Raw genomic sequence first — 20067 nt, forward strand, 5'->3', positions numbered from 1 at the left:
ATTTTTATTCCTTTCTTAGTTCAGTTATGGCTTGTTTTGTTTCTTGCAATTCAGAAATATAATTCTCAAGAAATATTAGTGCGTTTAACAACTTTATCTTTATTTTCAATTACTTATTTCAATAGATTGTATTATTTACACTATAGTATGTGGTTTATGGCGCTACTTTTTGTTAGTTATTCTAAAGAATTCAAAATACCTACTATTATATTACATTTAGCATGGTTTTTGGAGATAATAGCATGGGGGCTTCCAATCTCCTTACTTAGAACAATTTTGACTTATACATACTATTTAATGATTCAAGTTGTTTCGCCTATTCTCATCTATCTACTATATGCTGAAAAGCCATACAACTTACTTACTAAATTAAAACTCTCAAAATTATTATTAATCAAATGAATTTTGAGCAGTTCATTAAAAAATATCTAGACAAGCAGTTAAAGGTATTAGTCTCTTTATTATTAACAGATGGTATAAAAACTTTAATTAAAGAACCTACAAAGAAGAAAAAGCAAAACTTAATTTAAAATGCGGTCTTTGAGGATGCATAGTGAAAATTCGTAATTCCATGAAATCAATTAAGTAATTTTTCTATATAATTTGTCATACATCACAGCAATGTTTCTCCAATCATATTGGAGCGCTGTTGTCCTTGATTTTTTTTCAAGTTCAGTCTTGTATTCCTCATTTTCAGTTATTCCTTTAATGTGGCGATAATAATATTGCAGATTGTCTTCAATTATTACACTTTTCTCCACAATTTGTTTGATACCTTTTGCGCCTATATTTGTAGAAATTATTGCTTTTCCAGCTGCCATTGCCTCTAACATCTTTAATTTTGTTCCAGTTCCGAAGTTAAGAGGCAAGATAACAACGTCTGAAATGCTATAATAGGGCAGAATTTCTTTTACATAGCCAATACTTATAAGATATTTTGATATTGATGGAACTTTTTGGAGTAATTTGTTGAGATATTTCCCAATTGTCCCAATAATCAGAATTTTGGCATCTTTACTTGTCTTTATTAGATTTGGGAGTATCTTGGTAATTATTTCATTTACAGCAATCCTGTTTTGATACATATCGCTTCCTGCAAATAAAATGATAGGATTTGCATCCAATAACTTTAGCTTCCTTAATAAATCATGGTTCTTATACATGGGACGAAAGAGTTTGGTATCAACTCCATTTGGGATAACAATAAACTTTTGTGGATCACATCCAAGACTGGTAAATGTTTTGATATCTTCTTCTGAAACACATGCATTCATATCGGTTTGATTGATAGCTTTCAATTCGAAATCTTTTGTTTTAGAAATTAGCTTCTTAGCTATGATTTGGGGTGTATTGAGACTCTTACATAGCTGTGGCACTCTTTCACTTAAAACATCGTGAAGGGTTGCTATCACGGGAATGCCTTTATTTCTTGCAGGTGTAATTGAATTTGAGACAGTCCAAGCATTTTCGCACTGTAGAATATCAATATTATTCTTTTCTAATATTTTATTCAAAGTAGATTTGAATTTATAAGAAGGTGGAAAAGTAGAGGACAATAAATCAAAAGATGATGCTTTTAAAAAATTTTTAGAAAAAAAAGAGGCGAATGTAATCCATAAATCAACAGATAGAAAATAAGAATCAATTTTTTGTGATTTTAGTCCCCTTCGTTTATTGAAAAGGTCATACATGAGCACTGTTAATTTATGTCTTCTTGAGAGAAATTGTATCAAATTCATTACTCTGATGGCGTTCCCATGATGACTTTCTACGACATTATACGGAATAACTATACAAATTCTCAAGAATGTTCTCCGCCTATTTTGAGTTAAATAGTGAAATATTTAACGTAATAGTATTAGTCTTTGTTCTATCATAAAAAAGAACATTGAATAATATAACAGATTCTAAGAATGTGTTCAGTACAAAAAATGTGAGAAGAGATGAAACTGAGATCAAGACAAATCAAACTAGTATTCGCGTTTTTCTTTATATTGCTCTCATCTTTTGTCATCGCTGAATTAACTGTTGATTTTAAGTATATAGAATATTCCAGCGAACAACAAATTTATCTTGATTCGAGGCGAACGGAATTAACGGGAGAAAGATCAGTTAGTGAAATATTAATCCTGGATCAAAAAATGTCAGTCGAATTGCGAGTAAAGGATGGAAGTATTGTTGAAGTTGCAACTGAGCCAATTTCTGGGGATTTGGACGTAGATATTTTTCTTTTTGTAAGGGAAAATCTATCTTCAAGCGTACTATATGCCCTTTCAATGAATTCTGAATCATCAATAGAACATATTACAGTTGAAGTATCAATCAATCCGCCTTCTCTTGATAAACTAATATTTACTGATTATCCACTTGCTGAGTTTATAATCGTCCCTGTTACAGGAAGTGGAATCGTTTCAATTTACTATAAGACTTTAAATCCTGTCCCAGAACTAATCTACCTTTGCATAATAATAATGTTTGTGGGTACAAGTTTTTTCATTAAAAACATGATTAATCTAATTAGATTTCAAAGATAAAATTTCTACCTTGTGGTGCTTTCGTGGACCATCAAAAAGATAATCAATTAATGCAAACTGCTTTAAAGGATATAAATCCACTATTTGATACACAAATTCAAAGAAATAATCAATATCTCTTGATTTCAATCATTTCTTTGATATTCTTATTTCTATTCTATTTCTTAATTCAAAAATCGTTTAATTATTTATATTACACGTTTGTTCAAATCACGTTGTTTAGTTGTATACTACTAGCGATTATTCCGCGACTAAAGACGATTGAGTATGTGCTGAACCAAAGAAGGAACGTTGAGTCAATATTAGCATATAGAAGGAGTGTTTATATTTCCCTACTAATAATTGCCTCCCTAATTTTATTATTAACGACTAGTCTAACAATCTCATTATTAATTATCATCTTCTTTTTGATTTTCTTCACGAATGAACTAAAAATTGTGTTAAAACAAGGAAAGCTAAGTAGGCTATTTTTAAAGTTCCCTGTTGTTTTGTTTTCAATTCTATTAATTCTTGTTGCAATTGGTATTGAATTCAACATAATTTCTTACGTTTTTCCAATTCTAATTGAGATTTCAATTTTTTTCATTTTTACCGTATTCCTCTTTGAATACATTGCAAAAATGGAAGTATTGACAGAAAGCAGGCATGACGACGATGAAATAATTAAAGAAAAAGTTAAAGAAATTTTTGATAAAAAAACCTGCGAAATTCATCCTTCGCAAATACCTCAAATGACCTGTTTAAGATGTACAAGATCTATCTGTGAATTATGCAGCTTAAACTACCAAAATCTTTGTATATATTGTTACAAAGAAAGAATTGAGTCGAGGCTATTATTTTTCACTTCCTTAACTTATCTCAGTGTGGCATTGCTTATGATTTTTGTGATTTCATATATATGGGGAATATATGCGCCACTACCACTAATTTTGAGATTTATTGAATGGTTAGGACTTTCTTATGGTCGTTTTACAATTTTGTTTTACTATGTTATAGCGAATTTAATTATATTAATATCAATTGGTGGCGGAGGAGTATTTGCATCCAGACAACTAAAGATTAAGATAAATCAATTAGAAAGCAGAATACTACAATTGAAGGAATGAAATTCCAAAGAATGAATATTTTGATTCGTCAAATAATTTTTTCGTAGAAAAATACTCAGTTAGAATTCATAAAAACATATTTTAATTTGTATTTTGAATTAAAAATTAAAGAAAGATATTGATGAGAATCGTTTTTAGTGTGGGTTGCTACCGTGGAAGCAAAAAGAGTTAAAAGCAATTCTAGTGGCGAATTATTAGAATTTGGTTCTTTAAACAAAAGAGGGCAAAAAGGAAATATAATCACAGTAATAGCAGCCTATAATGAGGAAAATCGTATCTCGCCTATAGTCAAAAACTGTTTAAGATTCTCAAAAAAAGTTATTGTAATTGATGATGGTAGTATAGATTCAACTGCTGACGTGGCTCGTTCTTTAGGAGCATTAGTAGTAAAACACAAAAAGAACTTAGGTAAGGGTAATGCTATTAGAACAGCAATTGAAACACTAAAAAATAATAAAACTGAAGTTATTGTTTTTATTGACGCAGATGGCCAAGATAATCCAGATTTCATTCCTAAGTTGGCTGAACCTATTTTGCACGGAAAAGCGGATTTGGCAATTGGAAGTCGATTCATCCAAGACGGCAAATCTGCTATACCTGAATACAAAGTATTTGGAAATCAAATATTGACTTTTATAACCAATCTATTTACTGGTTTTAGTAACCCAGTTAAGGAATCACAATGCGGTTTTAGAGCTATTAGACGTGACAAATTGCTTGATCTTAATTTGCGAAGCAATAGATTTGAAATAGAGAGTGAAATGATAATCGAGGCTGCTAAATCGCAGTTGAAGATTGTTGAGGTTCCAATCAAAGATAATTTGGTACAAGAAGCAATCGAAAAGGGAACAACAATCTTAGATGGTTTGAAAATTGTTTTTGCCTTATTACGTATTACATTTCAAAAATTCTTGAGTTAATATGAGATATTTAGCATTTCTAGAATTATGCGGAAAATATCCACAATTTTTACAGTATTCTTGCTTAAATCATTGGAACAAATGAGTATTCCTAACATATCTTTGAATTTTGGGTCATATCCGTGCATTCCTCTAGGCGGGAAGGGTAAAACCTCATAAAAATTTGGAAAAATGATGTATCCAGGGTCAAGAAGAAAGATCAATTCACCATATCTTTTATCTGGAAAATAGACTCCAAATTCTTTCAGTTCTGTTTCATCTAAGATTTTTCCAATTTTAAGACTGTTAAGATAATTAGACACTTTATCTTTGGCATAAGCATTCTTGAACCAAAAGCGAGCAAGAGTAGCGTCATAAAATGCAATAAAATCTTTTTCTTCCTTACAAAAACGCCTGAGAACATTTGCTAGATCAATATATTGTTTTACTTGAACCATACCATGGTCAGACATTATAATCGTGTTAAACTCCTCATTCCATACCTCTGATTTGAAAGAGTTTAAAATGCGTTTAATATGTTTATCAACACTAACAATTCGTTTTATTGTGGATGACGAATTAACTCCCCATATATGACCTTGAAGATCTAAATCGGGAATTTTAAGAAAAACAACATCGATATCCGTACTTTCAATCTTTTTTATAACTCCTCGCTCAAGAATTTTAAGATTTCTCTCTTCGTAATCAAAGTAAGAAATGGAATGTTTATTAAAAAGATCAAAAAGAGTTACCATATGCTTATGTTCTTTTGCGGGCTCAAAATATTTCAAAAGATTCAGAGGAATGTTTCTTAAATTTAAATTTAAAAAACTGGAAAAAAGCAATTTTATAGGTGCGCTAATCAAATGTGGGAAATAATCTAAAGGTAAATATTCAAGGCGAGTTGGAGATGTTTTTTGCTTTAAAATAAATTCTGCCCAGATACCAGTTTCTTCAGGATACGCTCCTGTGATCATGGAAAATTTAGCAGTATCAGAATAACCCAAAACGCTTTCTAACTTAGCAAAGGATCCTGCTTCAGCCAATTCAAACAGATTAGGAGTCAGTTTTTTATTCAAGTAAGAATATCGGAATGCATCAATCACTATAACCAATAGTTTTTCAGACAATTTAATCTCCTAATCCATCGAATAATCAGGTGCAATATTCCATGCATGGACAATTACATTTTTTATTGAATTCCAATCTTTTATAGAGCGTTTATTGATCGGATAAAACTTCTTTATCTTTTCACGAGCCTTATTCAATAGTTCTTCATTAATAGATCCATCCTCATTTATGGATTTTATCAAATACACACCAGCAGTTTGTATTTCAAGCATTGATGTAATAAAAAATGCCCTAATTGGTGGTATTTTCTTTTTAAAAAGCAAACTTAACGCATAAGCGATATTAAGGAATGGTTTTGGTGGTAAAACTTCTAAATTTTTTAATAAGTTGAAAAGGTTTGTATTTGAGGCTCTAAAATATTTTGATAAAACATACTTAAGTGTACTTAAAAGATAATCTCGTGCTTCAAACCATTCTTGTGGGAATTCGCTCAATTCAGTGGATTTTGTGTTCAATTTAAACTTCAACGCCAAACGGACTTTGATTGGGAAAGAAGGGTATTTTCTATGCAGTTCTTTAAAGTATGATTTAAATAACTTAGAGAATAATTGATTACGCTCTTGGTATGTAGGTAGATATTTTCCTACTAATGTGAGTAAAGCTGTGCAACACGCTAAATAAGACTTCGCTATTGAATATTTAATCTTTACAGTGAGATTAGAGCGTTTTGAAGAGTTAAGATATTCACAACTTCCGATTGCTTCATTCATCTCCATAACGCTGTTTAATAAACGACGAATCGCTTCATATTTTGGAATGTCTGAAGGAACTTCCATTGGTATACTATCTAACAATTCTTTATTGCCAATTATGAAAACGCCTTTCATTTTCATATCATATGTTTGAATCATTTTTAATTTACTAAGTTGGCTAATCGGCATTATTCCGATTGAAATTTTTAAATTGGATTGACTAGCAATAAAATTGGCTTTTTTTAGAAGAAAAGGGTCATAAAATTTCACAAGAATTTCAAGATCATAGTCACTAAGTGACTTTTTTTCATCTTTATGAATTTGGAAAAAGGTACCTTCTGCTGTAGAAAAGGATCCAATAAGAACTATTGCTAAGATGTTCCAAGGACAAATTGTAGCAATATTATTACAAACTTCACTTAATTCTCCTGGAATTTTCATTCGTAAACACTTTTTATATTAATTAAAACGATTCTCAGCAGTTTTTATAAAATAGGTTATAATTTCAAAGTGTCTTTATTACAACTAAATTATCGATTCTTTAGTAATTCTTCAAATAATTCTGTGAATTTTGACCCAATATGTTTGTAAGAATGATTTTTCTCAACAGTAGTAAAACCATTTTTTGTCAGAGCATCAAAAAGCTGCCTGTCTTCTAAAAGTCTAATTATTTCGATTGCAAGTGATTCTATGTCATTTTTTGGGACTAAAAGCCCATTTTCTTCGTGTTTTATGATTTCATCGATTCCTTCAATATTCGTTGCGATGACTGGAATTTGAGAAGCCATTGCTTCTAGAATTGTAATCGGTTGGTTTTCTCTAAAAGAAGAGACAACAAAGATATCACATGATTTTAAGTATCGAGGAAGATCATCATCAGACACGAAACCTAGAAAATTAACTGATTTCTCAATGTCTAACTTTTGAGCTAGTCGTTCTAAATAATGTCTATATTCGCCTTTTCCTAGAATATATAGTATTGATTCTGGATATTTGGGAAGTAATTTATTAAACGCCTTCAAAAGGACATCAATACCTTTAATCTTAGCAAGTCGTCCAACAAATAATATTTTTGGTTTTCCTTTTAGATTAAAAGGATCTGCTTTTTGAAATCTTGATATATCTACTCCAACACGAATTCGACATGTCTGAGCCTTAGAGACCCCATTTTTGATTGCTAAATTAAGAGCATAATTATTTGGAACAATAACACGAGTAAAGAACTTCATTTTTGCAAGAAATCTAAAAAGATTTTGGAAAACTATCTCAAATTGAGCTGGCATTCCATAATTTGAAAGAATGTCGCCCATTTCAGCGAAGAGTCCATGATGCAAAAAATATGTTTGAATTTTTGAATGCCGCTTTGCAAATAATGCGAAAATAAATGCTATATCAACAGGAGGTGCATTATAGTGGATCACATCTAGTTTTTTTACAGTTTTTTTAAACATCTGTGTTATTTGTTTAAATTGACGTAGAAATACGGGCAGATTCAATAAATTTGAAATATTATACTTCATAACCAAAGGATAGATTTGAACATTAGGGATTTCTTCAGAAATGTGTTTTAACTTGTTTAAATCATTCCGATTTTCTACCCTAGTAAATATATGTAGTTCATTATTTTGAGATGCCAACTCTCGTGATAAATAATAAATATAGACTTCAGGTCCACCGATGCTTGCAGGATATATTCCGCTCATTGCAACGATTCCTATTCTCATATTATTTTTTTCTCCAGGCTCTGTTTTAATAAATTAAAGGAAATTTTTAATATTACTCTTAGATTCTATTTGCAATTTTATATCGAAGTGACCTATATAATGCAATAGTTTTAGTAGTCACACTAGGCCAGCTAAATTCTTTCTCAACCAATGAAGCACCTAATCTCCCCAATTTATGAGCCAAGCTTTGATCTTTTAGAATTGAAATAATTTCACTCGCTAATGCTTCAAAATCTTTTGTTGGAGCAAATTTTAAAACCTTGTCAAATGATTTAGGATAACTCTTGATTTTGGTTGCTACTACAGGCTTAGAAAAAGCCATTGCTTCTAATATTACTGTTGGCAAACCTTCTGCAAGAGATGGTAAAACAAAGACCGTTGCTGCTGCATAAGCTTCTAATAATTCATCCTTTGTAACAAAACCAAAAAATCTAACATATTTTTCAATGCCTAGTTTTTTCGAGATATTTTCTAACTCAGATTGAAAGGGACCTTTTCCAATAATGATTAAAATTGAGTTTAGATCATGTTTTTTGATATTTCTCATCGCTTTTAATAAATATTGAATACCTTTCCTTTGAAGAAGTTGTCCTACAAATAATATTATTTTTTTTCCTTGTAAGCGATGTTTTTTAATGAATTTTGATCCCTTTATAGTATCAAGATTCGGAGAAATTACAGCATTAGGTATCACAGAGATTTTTTTTGCAGACACATTAAATCTTTGTAGGCTGATCTTATGCGCATTCGAAAGAGCAATTATTGAATCAGCGTTTTTAAAAGTAAAAGAAAGCAATGTTTTTTCATACGTAGTTATTATGATGTTCTCAAAAAAGGTCTCAGGGACAAGATCTCCATGACATGTGACAACTAAAGGAATCCTGCAAATTTTTCGTATGAAAGCTGTTAAATTTGTAAGAAAGCCATGTTCATCATGGGCATGGACTACATCGTACTTTTTTATGGTTTCAAGTTTGGATAGAATTTTTAAAGAGATAGGATTCTTAAATAAAACAAGCAGAGGATCAAATCGAAAAATCTCGATTCCGTTTCTTCTTTCATATTGTAAAGCAGAATGAGTATTTGAAGTAAAGATAGTGACTTCATGTCCGTTTTTAACAAGATGTTTCGCCAAATTTTCTACATGATTCTCTATGCCTCCCACACTAGGGAAAAAATAAGGAGTAACTTGTAAGATTTTCATGAAGTGACCTCAAAAGAAACCATGTAATTTTTTTCGGATCATAATATTCCAATGATCAAAAGACACATAATAATAAATATATTTTAAATAGATTTTACAGGAGATCTTTTAAGATTATATAATGTTAAAAAATGTTCATTTTCGAATATTACTATAAGTTTCAAATGATTTCAAGGAGTAGATTAAGTTAGAAAAACAAAATCTATTCATTGGTTTGATAATTAGCTATATAATCGCCGTTCTCCTTAGATTAATTCCTTTCCTACTTTTAGGCAGTTTACCATTTTACGATCCATGGGAGTATTATGATGGGATTTTAGATTATACAACTGGAGAGTTATATCTAAGTAACGAAGTATTCAGACGTGGCCATCCAGGTTTTTATTCACTTTTAATTGTAGTATATACATTAACAGGATTGCCCCTTCTGCAATATTCTTTGCTATTTCCACCATTGTTTAACTCACTGTCGATTTTACCTATGTATTTGCTTGTGCGAGAGTTTTTTAAAAATGAAAAAGCCGCATTCATTTCAACAATTTTCTTTTCAGCGATGGAAATCATAGTCTTACGGCAGTCATATCTTGTTCCAGAGGGTTTTGCTGTATACTTAATGCTACTAACTTTTTTCTACCTCTTTAAAGACCCTTATCCAAAAAGAGAATGGAGTCAAGCCTCTATTTGCTTTATCCTGTTTTACTGCTTATGTTCGATGCATAATCTCACTTCAACAATGACATTGATTCCGCTTCTTTTTACATTACTAGCATTTGGACTTCCACGAACATTCAAAACGAGGATAAGAGAAATACTACCAGTTTCACGATCTCTTCGTTTCATAATATTAAGCATTGGTTTATCTTTTATCTGGATTTTCTGGGGAAAAGAAGTTGATTATGCAGGCTTTATAGGCAATTTTCTTGCATTAAATATTGAAGCATTATTAATCTCTTTGAGTGGCACATCAACACCAACACCCGAAGGATTTACCGAGCATTATACCACAACCCAAGGATCTTCTTCATTACTGAATTTAGTTGCAATGAATGCAGGCTCTCTAATAATCACACTTGTTGGGATCATAAGTTTCATTCCATTTCTTAGAAAATATCAAAAAGAAACTTCCCACATTTTTCTTATTTTTTGGATAATCTCAATGTTCATCAATTTTGTACTCAATATAGTTATCGACAGTCTATTTTCTGGAAGAACCTATGCCCAACAAGCTTATCGTGCGTGGATTTTTTTCATCATTCCTGTTATCATCATTGCAAGTTTAAAAATCGCTGAAATACAAAATGAAAGAAATTTATATATTTTTATGACTGTTTCACTTGTGTTTTGTTTAATTGGATCGTTATGGTTTAATATGTTTTTGATTAATTCGTATCCTCATATTAGAAATGTATAAAAATGATTTAGGAAATTTATATTAAATTTATTTACAATATTGCATTGTTACTTTTTTGGTAGCATTCACAATATCAATTAAATCTTGTTTTTCAAGATTTGGATGGACAGGAATTGACAAAATAGACTTTGAGATTAAGTCAGCATTTTCAAATTGTTTGTTATTGAAATTGTATTTTTTATGATAATATGGGTAACGATGTGCTGGAGGCGTGTACAGTATACCATTCTTAATACCTTCAGCTTCAAGTGCACTAGCTAGTTCATCTCTTGATCCTTTGAATCTTTGCGGTTCGAAAAATAATGTGTATCTATGAAATACGTGTTTGACATAATTTGAAATAAAAGGAATCTTGACACCATCTATATCTTTAAGATGAGATGAAAGAAGCATAGCATTGCTAATTCTTTGCGCATTAAGTTTATCCAACTTATTTAATTGAGCTAATCCGATTGCGGCTTCTATATCAGTTATCTTGTAATTATAAGCAAGAATTGGAATATTTGATGATTTATCCTGATCTCTTAGAAATCTAACCTTTTTTGCAATCTCTCGTCTATTAGTCACAAGAATGCCTCCCTCACCAGTTGTCATATTTTTTGTTGCATACGTGCTAAAAATTCCAATATCTCCAAATGATCCCACCTTTTTGCCTTTATATTCCGCTCCATGAGCTTGAGCACAGTCTTCAATCACAAAGAATCCATATTTATTTGAAAGGTCTAGAATCTCATCTAAACTGGCAGGATGACCATAAAGGTGAATAGGAATAACAGCACTAGTCTTGTTTGAAATGTTTCTTTCTAACGCTTCCAATGAAATGTTATAAGTGTTCATATTAACATCTACAAACCTAGGAAATGCTCCAACGTAAGATACTGCGTTGGGTACTGATATGCAGGTTATATCCGGAATAAGAACTTCAGTATTAGGTTTCACACCTATAGAAAGTAATGCTAGATGCAATGCTGCTGATCCTGAACTAACAGCAATAGCATACTCTGTTCCCACATATTCTGCAAAATTATTCTCAAATTCTTCAACTCTTGGACCTTGTACGATCCAATTTGATCTAAGTACTTCTATTACATTGTCTATCTCTTCTTGAGTTATGAAAGGTTTAGAAAGTGAAATAGGTGTTTTTCTTACTGGTTCACCTCCAAAAAGTGCTAAATCCTCAATATCCACAAAAATTCACCTTTGTAGGTAGTTCATTTACATATGTAATTTAAGCAGAATTGTAGTATTTTCTCTGCTCTTCGTCATTCGTTATTTAAAGTATTAAGAATAGATAATTTTTGCTCTTTTAAAATGAAGAACAGCATTTCTGACTGGTTTTATACATTTTAGTTCAAAACTTACACCATATAGCGTTTGACAAGTAATCTATATACTGTTTCAATTTTTCTTTCTCTATAATTAATTTCGCAGTTTTCAATCGAAACATATCTATCTGTGATATTAGCAAGGATGCTCGCTGTAGCACCACTTAGTGGACATCCAAGTTTCGTGCAAAGCTCAGGCATTTCAATATGGATTTTTTTACAAAGATTCAAATAAATTGATCCAAGAAAGATACAATAAACTTTGTTTTCTAAAATCTCTACATAGACATCATTCACTAAGCCCAATTCATTCACAAAAAGTTCAGAAAGAGTCTCTTTTAGTGATTCTAAATCCAACATTGAAAAATTGACATCGAATTTCTTTTCTAAGGAATTTATGATGGGAGAACCTGTTGAGCGTAACAAAATCCCTTCTTTGAAAAGTATGCTTTTTTTTCTATTGTTTTCTATTGATGATAATTTGCCTAAAGGATCATACTTGTCATATGGAACAAAGACATAATTGTCTGGTTCATTTGCTTTAGGAGGAAGATAAATCCCGGTCCCTTTGATGTTGAGAGATTCAAGAAAGTTGTTCAAGTTTAATAAATTTGTCAAAAATAGGTTTTCAAATAATTCATCTATAGAATATTGTTGAGGTTTTATTAGTAGAAAAGGAATGCTTATTGCAAATATAACAATCGCAATGATTCCCACAAATGGTGTTTGAGTAATGAAACTAAATATAAATAAGGCTGCGCCAAATAAGCACGATAAGAGAAATAAATTTTGTAAAAAATCTGTTAATTTCAATAAAAACCCGACCTTCGTTTATTTAGTAGCTCTTTTTACGAAATAATTTCAGATACTTAACTCAAAAATCATTTTTGAGTTTTATAAATTGTGTAAATTCATAGCGGATATACATACAGAAGTATCTCTACATATTCTATATGTATTAAAAATGGATATACTTTATTTCAGTTCTAATAAAATCTCAACCCCTTCTTCTACGCAAGGTAGTGGTAGAAGCATAGTTGCAATTATAATAGATACTATGGGTAAAAAATACTTTACGTAAAATCAACAAAAGTTTCTTAACGGTTGTAGGAAGAATGCGAAGAATAAATATAGCTGAACCTATCATTGAAGCTGAAGAGATTGCCGCTGTAACTCAAGTATTGAAAGAAAAAAGATTGAGTCAGGGTGAATATGTTGAAAAGTTTGAAAAATCCTTTGCAGAATATGTTGGAACAAATCATGCAATTGCATTTAATTCAGGCACAGCAGCACTACAGGTAGGTTTAGCAGCTAAGGGTATTAAACCAAAGGATGAAATCATAACCTCTCCCTTTACTTTCGCCGCAACCGCGAATGTTATAGTTTTACTTGGCGCAAAACCAGTTTTTGTTGATATTGATCCTGAAACATTAAACATCAATCCTCTGCTTATTGAAGAAGCTATAACCTCAAATACACGGGCTATAATACCAGTTCATTATGCTGGACAATGTGCTGAAATGGATGAAATAATCCGCATTGCAAAAGAATACGATTTGTTTGTCTTAGAAGACGCTGCGGAAGCTCACGGTTCATTATACAAGAAGAAACTAGCAGGAAATTTGGGCGATGCAGGGACATTTTCATTCTATCCAAATAAAAATATTGTAACAGGCGAGGGTGGAATGTTAACAACAAATGATGATGAACTCGCAAAAAAAGCACGAATTTTACTCAATCACGGACAAGATGGGAGATATCATCATGTAGAAATCGGTTGGAACTATAAAATGATGGATCTTGTTGCAGCAATAGGATTAGTTCAAATAAAACGAATTCATCATATATTAAAACACAAAAAAGAGTTAGCTGAATATTACATCGATATCTTTCGCGAATTTGACTTTATTCGTCCACAAACTGTAAGATCATATAATTTGCATTCCTATATGCTCTTTTCAGTTCTTACAAGTAATCAAGCACAACGAGACGCTTTACAATCCATTCTTGAAAATGTAGGAGTAGAAACTAGGATCGCCTTTCCTTCACTTCACCTTCAGCCTATTTTTCGAAGACTTTATGGGTTTAAGTATGGACAATTCCCAGTTGCAGAAAAAGCATCTGAAACGGTGCTATGCATACCGATCCATGCCTATCTACAACGCGAAGATCAAGAATATATTGTTAATGTAATTCAAGAAAGCCAAAAGGAACTCGAAGGATTAAAATGAAACGTCTCTATTTGAAATCGTGACAAAAAAAGTATAAACTAACAGTTTTCTTACTAATTAACTATTTTAAGAAAATGGAAGGGTATCTACACAAATGTAATATGTATTTAAAAGTAAGAAATAATATATTTCATTCTTAATAAGCGCTAGAAACTCTTCTCATGGTAGATACTCATGGATATTAACGAAATGAACTTTGAGAGAGATCTGTTGACAAAAACTAATTACAAGAATTTCTCGAATACAAAAGTAAAGACAAACTCAAATAGGCAACAAAAAGTAGTTCTAGCTATTGGGGCGCATCCTGATGATATTGAAATTGGATGTGGAGCTACTTTAGCTAAGCATAAAGCGAGGGGAGATATTATCCATGGTTTAATTCTAACGGGTGGAGGACAACATGGTAATCCACTTATAAGAGAGTCCGAAGTTAGAAGAGCGGCAAGTATAGTTGGCATAAAGTCTTTAAGTTTTGCAGATTTAGAGGATACTTATATTTTCGAGAATTTAAGGGCTACTATACTAGCTATTGAAGCACTTGTTAAACAAATTAATCCAGATATAGTATATTCGCATTCTGAACATGAAAGACATCAAGATCATTTAGGAGCGTTTCTTGCAACTAGAGTCGCCTGTAGAAAGACTCCCCAAGTTCTTCTTTACGAGACTCCGAGCATACTTCCTTCTTTCACTCCCCAAGTTTATGTCAATGTTGAGGATACGATTGAAACAAAATTGGATGCAATTCGAGTTTACGCATCACAAAGTTCAAGTTATTATATGGAATGCGATTTGGTCGAAGGACTTGCGAAGATTAGAGGTTATTCTCAGAATGTACGTTTCTGTGAAGCATTTGAATTACTATGGATTGTCCGATGGTAGGTTTTGGTTGCCTAACCAAACAGATTGTATGATTTAAATCAAGGATCTCGTTATTTCCGCAAAAATTTGTTTTAATTAGAATTAATAAACAACAAGTCATAAATTACTTTTAGGGGATCAATGAGTATATTTCTTAAATATTTTAATTCTTTTAAATCATTTTAGCAGGGATTTTATCAAAAACTCTCTTATTTAGTAATCAATCTAAGTTTTAACAAAGCCATTCGGCAATATATGTGTCTTGAAATTCTGCGAATATCTTCCCCAAAATTTATAATCTGTGCACTTTTTGATGCAACTAGTGATATTAGGTTTCAATTATAGACTATTTCGAAAGAAAGATGTTTGATTTATCTAAAACATGCCATTAAAATTTAAAATTAGTAAGAATGAAATAGCATAACTGAGGTTAGTCCTTGGAAACGATTAAGGTTGGAGTTATTGGCGCTGGGTATATGGGCAAAAATCATATGCGTGTTTATTCAAAAATGAAAGGAGTAGAATTAATTGCATTCTCGGATGTTAACGAAAAACTCGTGAAACAACTTAGTAAACAATTCAATGTAAATGGCTATGTTGGTTATAGTGAATTGCTAAAAAATGAGGATATTGATGCAGCAAGTATAGCAGTACCAACTCCACTTCATAAGAAAGTAATCATGGATGTATTTTCTTACAAGAAACATGTTCTTGTTGAAAAACCAATAACAATTAGTGTAGCTGAGGCTAAATCTTTAATCAAAAGTGCTGAACAAAAAGAATTAATTCTTATGGTAGGACATATTGAACGCTTTAATCCTGCAATTCTTAAGATGAAAGAGCTTATAGAAGAAGAATATTTAGGAGAAATTGTTTCCCTTTCGGCAAGGCGAATCGGTCCATATATACATAGGGCACGCGATACTGGCGTTCTAATAGATCTAGCAATTCACGATATTGATGTCATGCGTTTTTTAACTGAAAAGAAAGTAAAGAACGTTTATGCAAAGATAGGTCCAAAAACAACAAAATATGAAGATTATGCATCTATCCTTCTCGAATTTGAAACAGGTATACTTGGTAGCATTGAAGTAAACAGATTGACACCTACAAAAATTAGAAAACTTAGTTTGACATTTTCTGATGGATTCGCAACTGTAGACTATATTACGCAAGATATTCTAGTGTATGGTAAAATGCTCGAAACAGACTATAAAGATTATTTAGACCTTATTTCAAAATCTGGTGATCCAAAGATAGAAAAACCAGAGATAGAGAAGCAAGAACCATTAAAACTTGAGTTAGAACATTTTATAAAATGTGTAAGAGAAAATAAGACTCCAATAGTTAACGGAATTGAAGGTTTAAAAAATTTAGAAATTGCCTTGAATGCATTAAAATCAGCAAATGCCAAAGTTTAGCATGAATTAAAGAATAAGCGTTAAGTATAAGGAAAAGAGGCGGTTTATTTTGGTGAAGATCTTTTCTCAATCAAAAGAGAATATCTTGAATTCTGTAAAAAATGGTGATGTTACAATAACAGTTTTCGGTCTTGGAAATATTGGTTTTCCTATTGCATCAATATTTGCAAATGTGGGTGCGAAAGTTATTGGAGTAGATAAAGACGAAGAACGCGTAGACTTAATTAATAGTGGTATTTGTTATATCGAAAATGAGCCAGAACTAATGGAGATGTTCAAGAAGAGTTATGAAGAAGGAAGGATAACGGCTACTACCGATACTCTCAAGGGTGCAATTAATAGTGATGTAAAGATAATAGTTGTTCCTACTCTCCTTACCCAATTTAAAACCCCAGATTTATCAGCTGTAGTAATTGTCGCTGAATACATCGGTAAAGGTCTTTCGCAAAATGATGTGGTTATTCTTGAAAGCTCTGTACCACCAGGAACGACAGAAGGGCTTGTCAAAGAAACCCTAGAAAAAAATTCAGGATTAAAAGCTGGTGTTGATTTTGGTCTAGCATTCAGTCCTGAAAGAGTCATGTCAGGTAGCATTATTCCAGATTTCACAGTAAGATACCCTAAAATAGTTGGCGGTATAAATGAAAAAAGTGCAAATGCTGTAATTGCCCTTTATAAGAGCGTAATTAAAAATGAATTGATTAAAGTGAGAGATGCAAAAACAGCAGAAGCTGTTAAACTCTTTAAAGGCGTATATCGTGATGTAAACATCGCGTTGGCAAATGAACTTGCGCTAATTGCAGAAACATTAGGATTGGATATCTTTGAAATTATTGCAACAGCAAATACAGAACCATTTTCACATATACACATTCCAGGAGCAGGAGTTGGAGGACACTGTATTCCCTATTATCCCTATTTTGTTATGGATGCCGCTAATAAGGTAGGAATCACTTCTCCGCTTATGGAAACTGCAAGAAAAATTAATGAAAGAATGCCTTTTCACATTGTTGACCTGATCACTGAAGGATTAAAAGAGGTTGAAAAAAGCCCTGAAACGGCTAGAATAGCTATATTTGGCTTAACTTTCAGAAGCGATGCTAAGTCATGTGTAAATACTCCGGCAAGTGTAATTATTGAAAAATTGAGGAGTATAGGTGCTGAATTAGTTGCATACGATCCTCTATTAAACAGAGATGAAGTGATGAAGTTTTTTAATCTTGATTTCGCAAAAACTCTGGAAGAAGCGATCACAAAAGCGGATTGTGTTGTGATAATCACGGCTCATACTGTTTTTAAAAATCTAAATCTTGATGATTTTAGTAAAAGAATGAAGATGCCTGGCGTGATTGTTGACGCAAGAAATGTTTTTGATCCGATTGATGTATTAAAGGCAAAGTTAGTCTATAGAGGTGTTGGAAGGAAGCCGAAGGATTTTTAGTCGTGAAATGATTTAATTTATTTCACGTAAAAATATATGAGGAGTTTTATGACAGAGTTTCTGAACAAATTAGTCTCAAAGATAATTGAGTTTTCTGAACAAAACCCTCGAACAACAAAGAATGTAAATGTAAGCAAAGAACTTACAAAACACATTGCGAAATTTCATCAGAACACAAGAACACTACAAAATTCTCTCCAAGACGTTCTTAAGAAACTTGTTGAAAAAAATACGATTTTACTCGAAACTGCTCATCAGCCCAACTTTTTGCCTTATAGCGGAATTTTTAAGAAAACAATATTACTTGAACATATTGCACAACATTTAGAGAAGCAGGGACATTCAGTTGTATGCCTTTTTAGTGTAGTAGATACTGATTTTGCCGATGATGAATGGTTTGCGTCCAATCGCTTTCCGCATCTTTCTAAGAGTGGCTACTTAAAGGTAGGTTTAAAAATAGCAAAAAAAGACAGAAAAAAATGCATGTACGCAATCCAAAAACCCTCTCAAGAGACCTGGGAAAATATTGTTAAATATATTCAGACTCATTATGAAACTTGCCTTGGAGAACTGGAACGGGAATTTTCCAGTCAGAACATTTCAGATTTTAAACAAAACATTGAGATACCCTTCCAAAAGAAATGGAGTGATCTTGTAGATCTTTTAGAAGAAGCTTATCAAAATGCAGAAAATTTCGCGGATATGAATGCGATTATTCTCTCAAAAATCATTAATGATTTAATGAATTGCTCAATAGTTTTCTTTAAATACTCAGATGGGTTAAGCGCCTTTGAAGAATCATTTAGTCGTCTCTTGTCCTGTAGTACTGACTATATAACACTTTACAATCGCTTTGCTGATCAATATAATCTAGATAAAATCCTGAAAGATTATGCTCCTTTTTGGTATCATTGTAAATCATGTGAAGGAAAAGTTCCCCTTCAACAAAGAGGAAATCAATTAGAGGAAAAATGTCTTTCATGTAAGACATTATATAGTTATGACTTTGAGAACCAAGAAAACCCCAATTTAAGTGGAATTGCTAAAAGAATTAGTCCAAGAGCAATACCCCGACACTACATAACTTTCGATGGACTTGGTGTCTCCTTTTACGCTGGAGGTCAAGCAGGGTCTCTTTATACGTCAATAGCAGAAAAGATTGCAGAGATTATTGATTTTCGGTTTCCACCTATTTTTACATGGTTTAACAAAGATTATTACACTGGAGTTTTGCAATTTAATGCTTACAATCAAATTCATAGAGTTCTCAAACTAAATTCCTACAATCAATTTTTACTCAAGTATGATGAATTAAATACTCAGATAATTCGTGAAGTAGAAGAATTAAATCATCAAATTGAATCTTGGGAAAGTAAAAAGTCTTCTTTGAAAAATGACCTAAGTAAATCAGAAAATGAGTCAATTAGAAATCAAATTATTTCTAATTTAAGAGAAATTAGTAATAATGAGAAGAAATTAAAAACCAAAATACAGCAGACTGAACATAAAATAACAGTTTTGAATAATTCTGCAAGATCTTTTAGAATATATCCTTCAATAATAGATTATCTCGTAAACATGGACGCTCTAAGTATAGCAGAACAATGGTACCATTTCTTAAATAATATTGAGTCACCTTTCGCCCAACCACAGTTTCTAGAAACAGTTTTTTCTAAATTTCTTCGTTCTAAGTTTTCATGGTTAATTGATATTAAGAATAAAATAGAACATATCACAAGTTTAATGTAGGTGAAATTAACAGGATAATTCATAAATACAAAAATTCTTTTGAAACAAATTAACAAAAGAGGGGCAAGAGACACAAGTTACTGGTGGAAAAGTATCCGATGAGCTATATTTTCAAAGTAATCATTGTAGGCGATGGAAGCGTTGGAAAAACTGCACTTAGTTTAAGATGTACTACAAAAGTCTTTGTTGAAAATTATAAAGTTACAATCGGAGTTGATTTTAGGATCAAGAGGTACACTATTGAAGATATCCAGACGAGGTTATTTATTTGGGATACTGGGGGACAAGAACGTTTTACAAATATACGTTCTCATTATTTTCAAGGAGCTCGAGGTGCG

18 protein-coding genes are annotated in these 20067 nt (G+C 31.8%); 11 read left to right on the top strand and 7 right to left on the bottom strand.

Annotated elements, in window-relative coordinates; genetic code table 11:
- Positions 1 to 402: hypothetical protein (locus QVB70_RS08785; RefSeq protein ID WP_287585355.1), on the top strand; the 402-nt coding region annotated here is incomplete at its 5' end.
- Between the two features lie 179 nt (positions 403 to 581).
- Here the strand turns inward: QVB70_RS08785 and QVB70_RS08790 are convergent.
- A complete protein-coding gene (locus QVB70_RS08790) occupies positions 582 to 1805 on the bottom strand; it encodes a glycosyltransferase family 4 protein (protein ID WP_287585356.1) in 1224 nt (407 codons plus the stop codon).
- A 138-nt stretch (positions 1806 to 1943) separates the two neighbouring features.
- On the opposite strand from QVB70_RS08790, the gene QVB70_RS08795 reads away from it, so the two are divergent.
- From QVB70_RS08795 to QVB70_RS08805, 3 genes are all read left to right on the top strand, one after another.
- Positions 1944 to 2534 (top strand): hypothetical protein, encoded by a 591-nt coding sequence (locus tag QVB70_RS08795; RefSeq protein ID WP_287585357.1) that lies wholly within the window; start codon positions 1944 to 1946, stop codon positions 2532 to 2534.
- Between the two features lie 437 nt (positions 2535 to 2971).
- Complete coding sequence (locus tag QVB70_RS08800; RefSeq protein WP_287585358.1) at positions 2972 to 3640, top strand: hypothetical protein; 669 nt, start codon at positions 2972 to 2974, stop codon at positions 3638 to 3640.
- Between the two features lie 152 nt (positions 3641 to 3792).
- On the top strand, positions 3793 to 4560 hold the full coding sequence (locus tag QVB70_RS08805; RefSeq protein WP_287585359.1) for a glycosyltransferase family 2 protein: 768 nt from the start codon (positions 3793 to 3795) through the stop codon (positions 4558 to 4560).
- Here QVB70_RS08805 and QVB70_RS08810 read toward each other — a convergent pair.
- The 4 genes from QVB70_RS08810 to QVB70_RS08825 form a co-directional block, all read right to left on the bottom strand.
- Positions 4557 to 5669 (bottom strand): alkaline phosphatase family protein, encoded by a 1113-nt coding sequence (locus QVB70_RS08810; protein WP_287585360.1) that lies wholly within the window; start codon positions 5667 to 5669, stop codon positions 4557 to 4559. The two genes, QVB70_RS08805 and QVB70_RS08810, sit on opposite strands and share 4 nt — an antisense overlap.
- A gap of 9 nt (positions 5670 to 5678) precedes the next feature.
- Positions 5679 to 6803 carry a hypothetical protein gene (locus QVB70_RS08815; RefSeq protein ID WP_287585361.1) on the bottom strand — a complete coding sequence of 375 codons (1125 nt, stop codon included), beginning with the start codon at positions 6801 to 6803 and terminating at the stop codon, positions 5679 to 5681.
- 89 nt (positions 6804 to 6892) lie between these two features.
- Positions 6893 to 8086 (bottom strand): glycosyltransferase family 4 protein, encoded by a 1194-nt coding sequence (locus QVB70_RS08820; protein ID WP_287585362.1) that lies wholly within the window; start codon positions 8084 to 8086, stop codon positions 6893 to 6895.
- 58 nt (positions 8087 to 8144) lie between these two features.
- The gene (locus QVB70_RS08825) at positions 8145 to 9290 is read right to left on the bottom strand and encodes a glycosyltransferase family 4 protein (protein WP_287585363.1); all 1146 of its coding nucleotides are present in this window, start codon (positions 9288 to 9290) and stop codon (positions 8145 to 8147) included.
- A 214-nt stretch (positions 9291 to 9504) separates the two neighbouring features.
- Here QVB70_RS08825 and QVB70_RS08830 point away from each other — a divergent pair, with 214 nt between their 5' ends.
- Complete coding sequence (locus QVB70_RS08830; RefSeq protein WP_287585364.1) at positions 9505 to 10701, top strand: hypothetical protein; 1197 nt, start codon at positions 9505 to 9507, stop codon at positions 10699 to 10701.
- A 27-nt stretch (positions 10702 to 10728) separates the two neighbouring features.
- Here QVB70_RS08830 and QVB70_RS08835 read toward each other — a convergent pair whose 3' ends face one another.
- Together QVB70_RS08835 and QVB70_RS08840 are read right to left on the bottom strand one after the other, a co-directional pair.
- Positions 10729 to 11889: a DegT/DnrJ/EryC1/StrS family aminotransferase gene (locus QVB70_RS08835; RefSeq protein WP_287585365.1), complete on the bottom strand. Its 1161-nt coding sequence runs from the start codon at positions 11887 to 11889 to the stop codon at positions 10729 to 10731.
- 170 nt (positions 11890 to 12059) lie between these two features.
- Positions 12060 to 12839 (bottom strand): hypothetical protein, encoded by a 780-nt coding sequence (locus QVB70_RS08840; protein ID WP_287585366.1) that lies wholly within the window; start codon positions 12837 to 12839, stop codon positions 12060 to 12062.
- A gap of 302 nt (positions 12840 to 13141) precedes the next feature.
- Here QVB70_RS08840 and QVB70_RS08845 point away from each other — a divergent pair, with 302 nt between their 5' ends.
- From QVB70_RS08845 to QVB70_RS08870, 6 genes are all read left to right on the top strand, one after another.
- Positions 13142 to 14257, top strand: a complete 1116-nt coding sequence (locus QVB70_RS08845; protein WP_287585367.1) for a DegT/DnrJ/EryC1/StrS family aminotransferase — start codon at positions 13142 to 13144, stop codon at positions 14255 to 14257.
- A gap of 174 nt (positions 14258 to 14431) precedes the next feature.
- On the top strand, positions 14432 to 15139 hold the full coding sequence (locus tag QVB70_RS08850) for a PIG-L deacetylase family protein (RefSeq protein ID WP_287585368.1): 708 nt from the start codon (positions 14432 to 14434) through the stop codon (positions 15137 to 15139).
- A 416-nt stretch (positions 15140 to 15555) separates the two neighbouring features.
- Complete coding sequence (locus QVB70_RS08855) at positions 15556 to 16539, top strand: Gfo/Idh/MocA family oxidoreductase (RefSeq protein ID WP_287585369.1); 984 nt, start codon at positions 15556 to 15558, stop codon at positions 16537 to 16539.
- 52 nt (positions 16540 to 16591) lie between these two features.
- On the top strand, positions 16592 to 17980 hold the full coding sequence (locus QVB70_RS08860; RefSeq protein WP_287585372.1) for a nucleotide sugar dehydrogenase: 1389 nt from the start codon (positions 16592 to 16594) through the stop codon (positions 17978 to 17980).
- 48 nt (positions 17981 to 18028) lie between these two features.
- Positions 18029 to 19729, top strand: a complete 1701-nt coding sequence (locus tag QVB70_RS08865; RefSeq protein WP_287585370.1) for a hypothetical protein — start codon at positions 18029 to 18031, stop codon at positions 19727 to 19729.
- 98 nt (positions 19730 to 19827) lie between these two features.
- Positions 19828 to 20067 (top strand): Rab family GTPase (locus QVB70_RS08870; RefSeq protein WP_287585371.1); only part of this gene is annotated, 240 nt, incomplete at its 3' end.

This window comes from Candidatus Borrarchaeum sp. (assembly GCF_019058535.1).
Taxonomy (GTDB): Archaea; Asgardarchaeota; Sifarchaeia; order Borrarchaeales; family Borrarchaeaceae; genus Borrarchaeum; species Borrarchaeum weybense.

Coding starts and splice junctions, on each gene's coding strand:
- QVB70_RS08820 (WP_287585362.1), bottom strand. CDS start 8,086: ATGAGAATAGGAATCGTTGCAATGAGCGGAATATATCCTGCAAGCATC.
- QVB70_RS08865 (WP_287585370.1), top strand. CDS start 18,029: ATGACAGAGTTTCTGAACAAATTAGTCTCAAAGATAATTGAGTTTTCT.
- QVB70_RS08825 (WP_287585363.1), bottom strand. CDS start 9,290: ATGAAAATCTTACAAGTTACTCCTTATTTTTTCCCTAGTGTGGGAGGC.
- QVB70_RS08815 (WP_287585361.1), bottom strand. CDS start 6,803: ATGAAAATTCCAGGAGAATTAAGTGAAGTTTGTAATAATATTGCTACA.
- QVB70_RS08795 (WP_287585357.1), top strand. CDS start 1,944: ATGAAACTGAGATCAAGACAAATCAAACTAGTATTCGCGTTTTTCTTT.
- QVB70_RS08850 (WP_287585368.1), top strand. CDS start 14,432: ATGGATATTAACGAAATGAACTTTGAGAGAGATCTGTTGACAAAAACT.
- QVB70_RS08845 (WP_287585367.1), top strand. CDS start 13,142: ATGCGAAGAATAAATATAGCTGAACCTATCATTGAAGCTGAAGAGATT.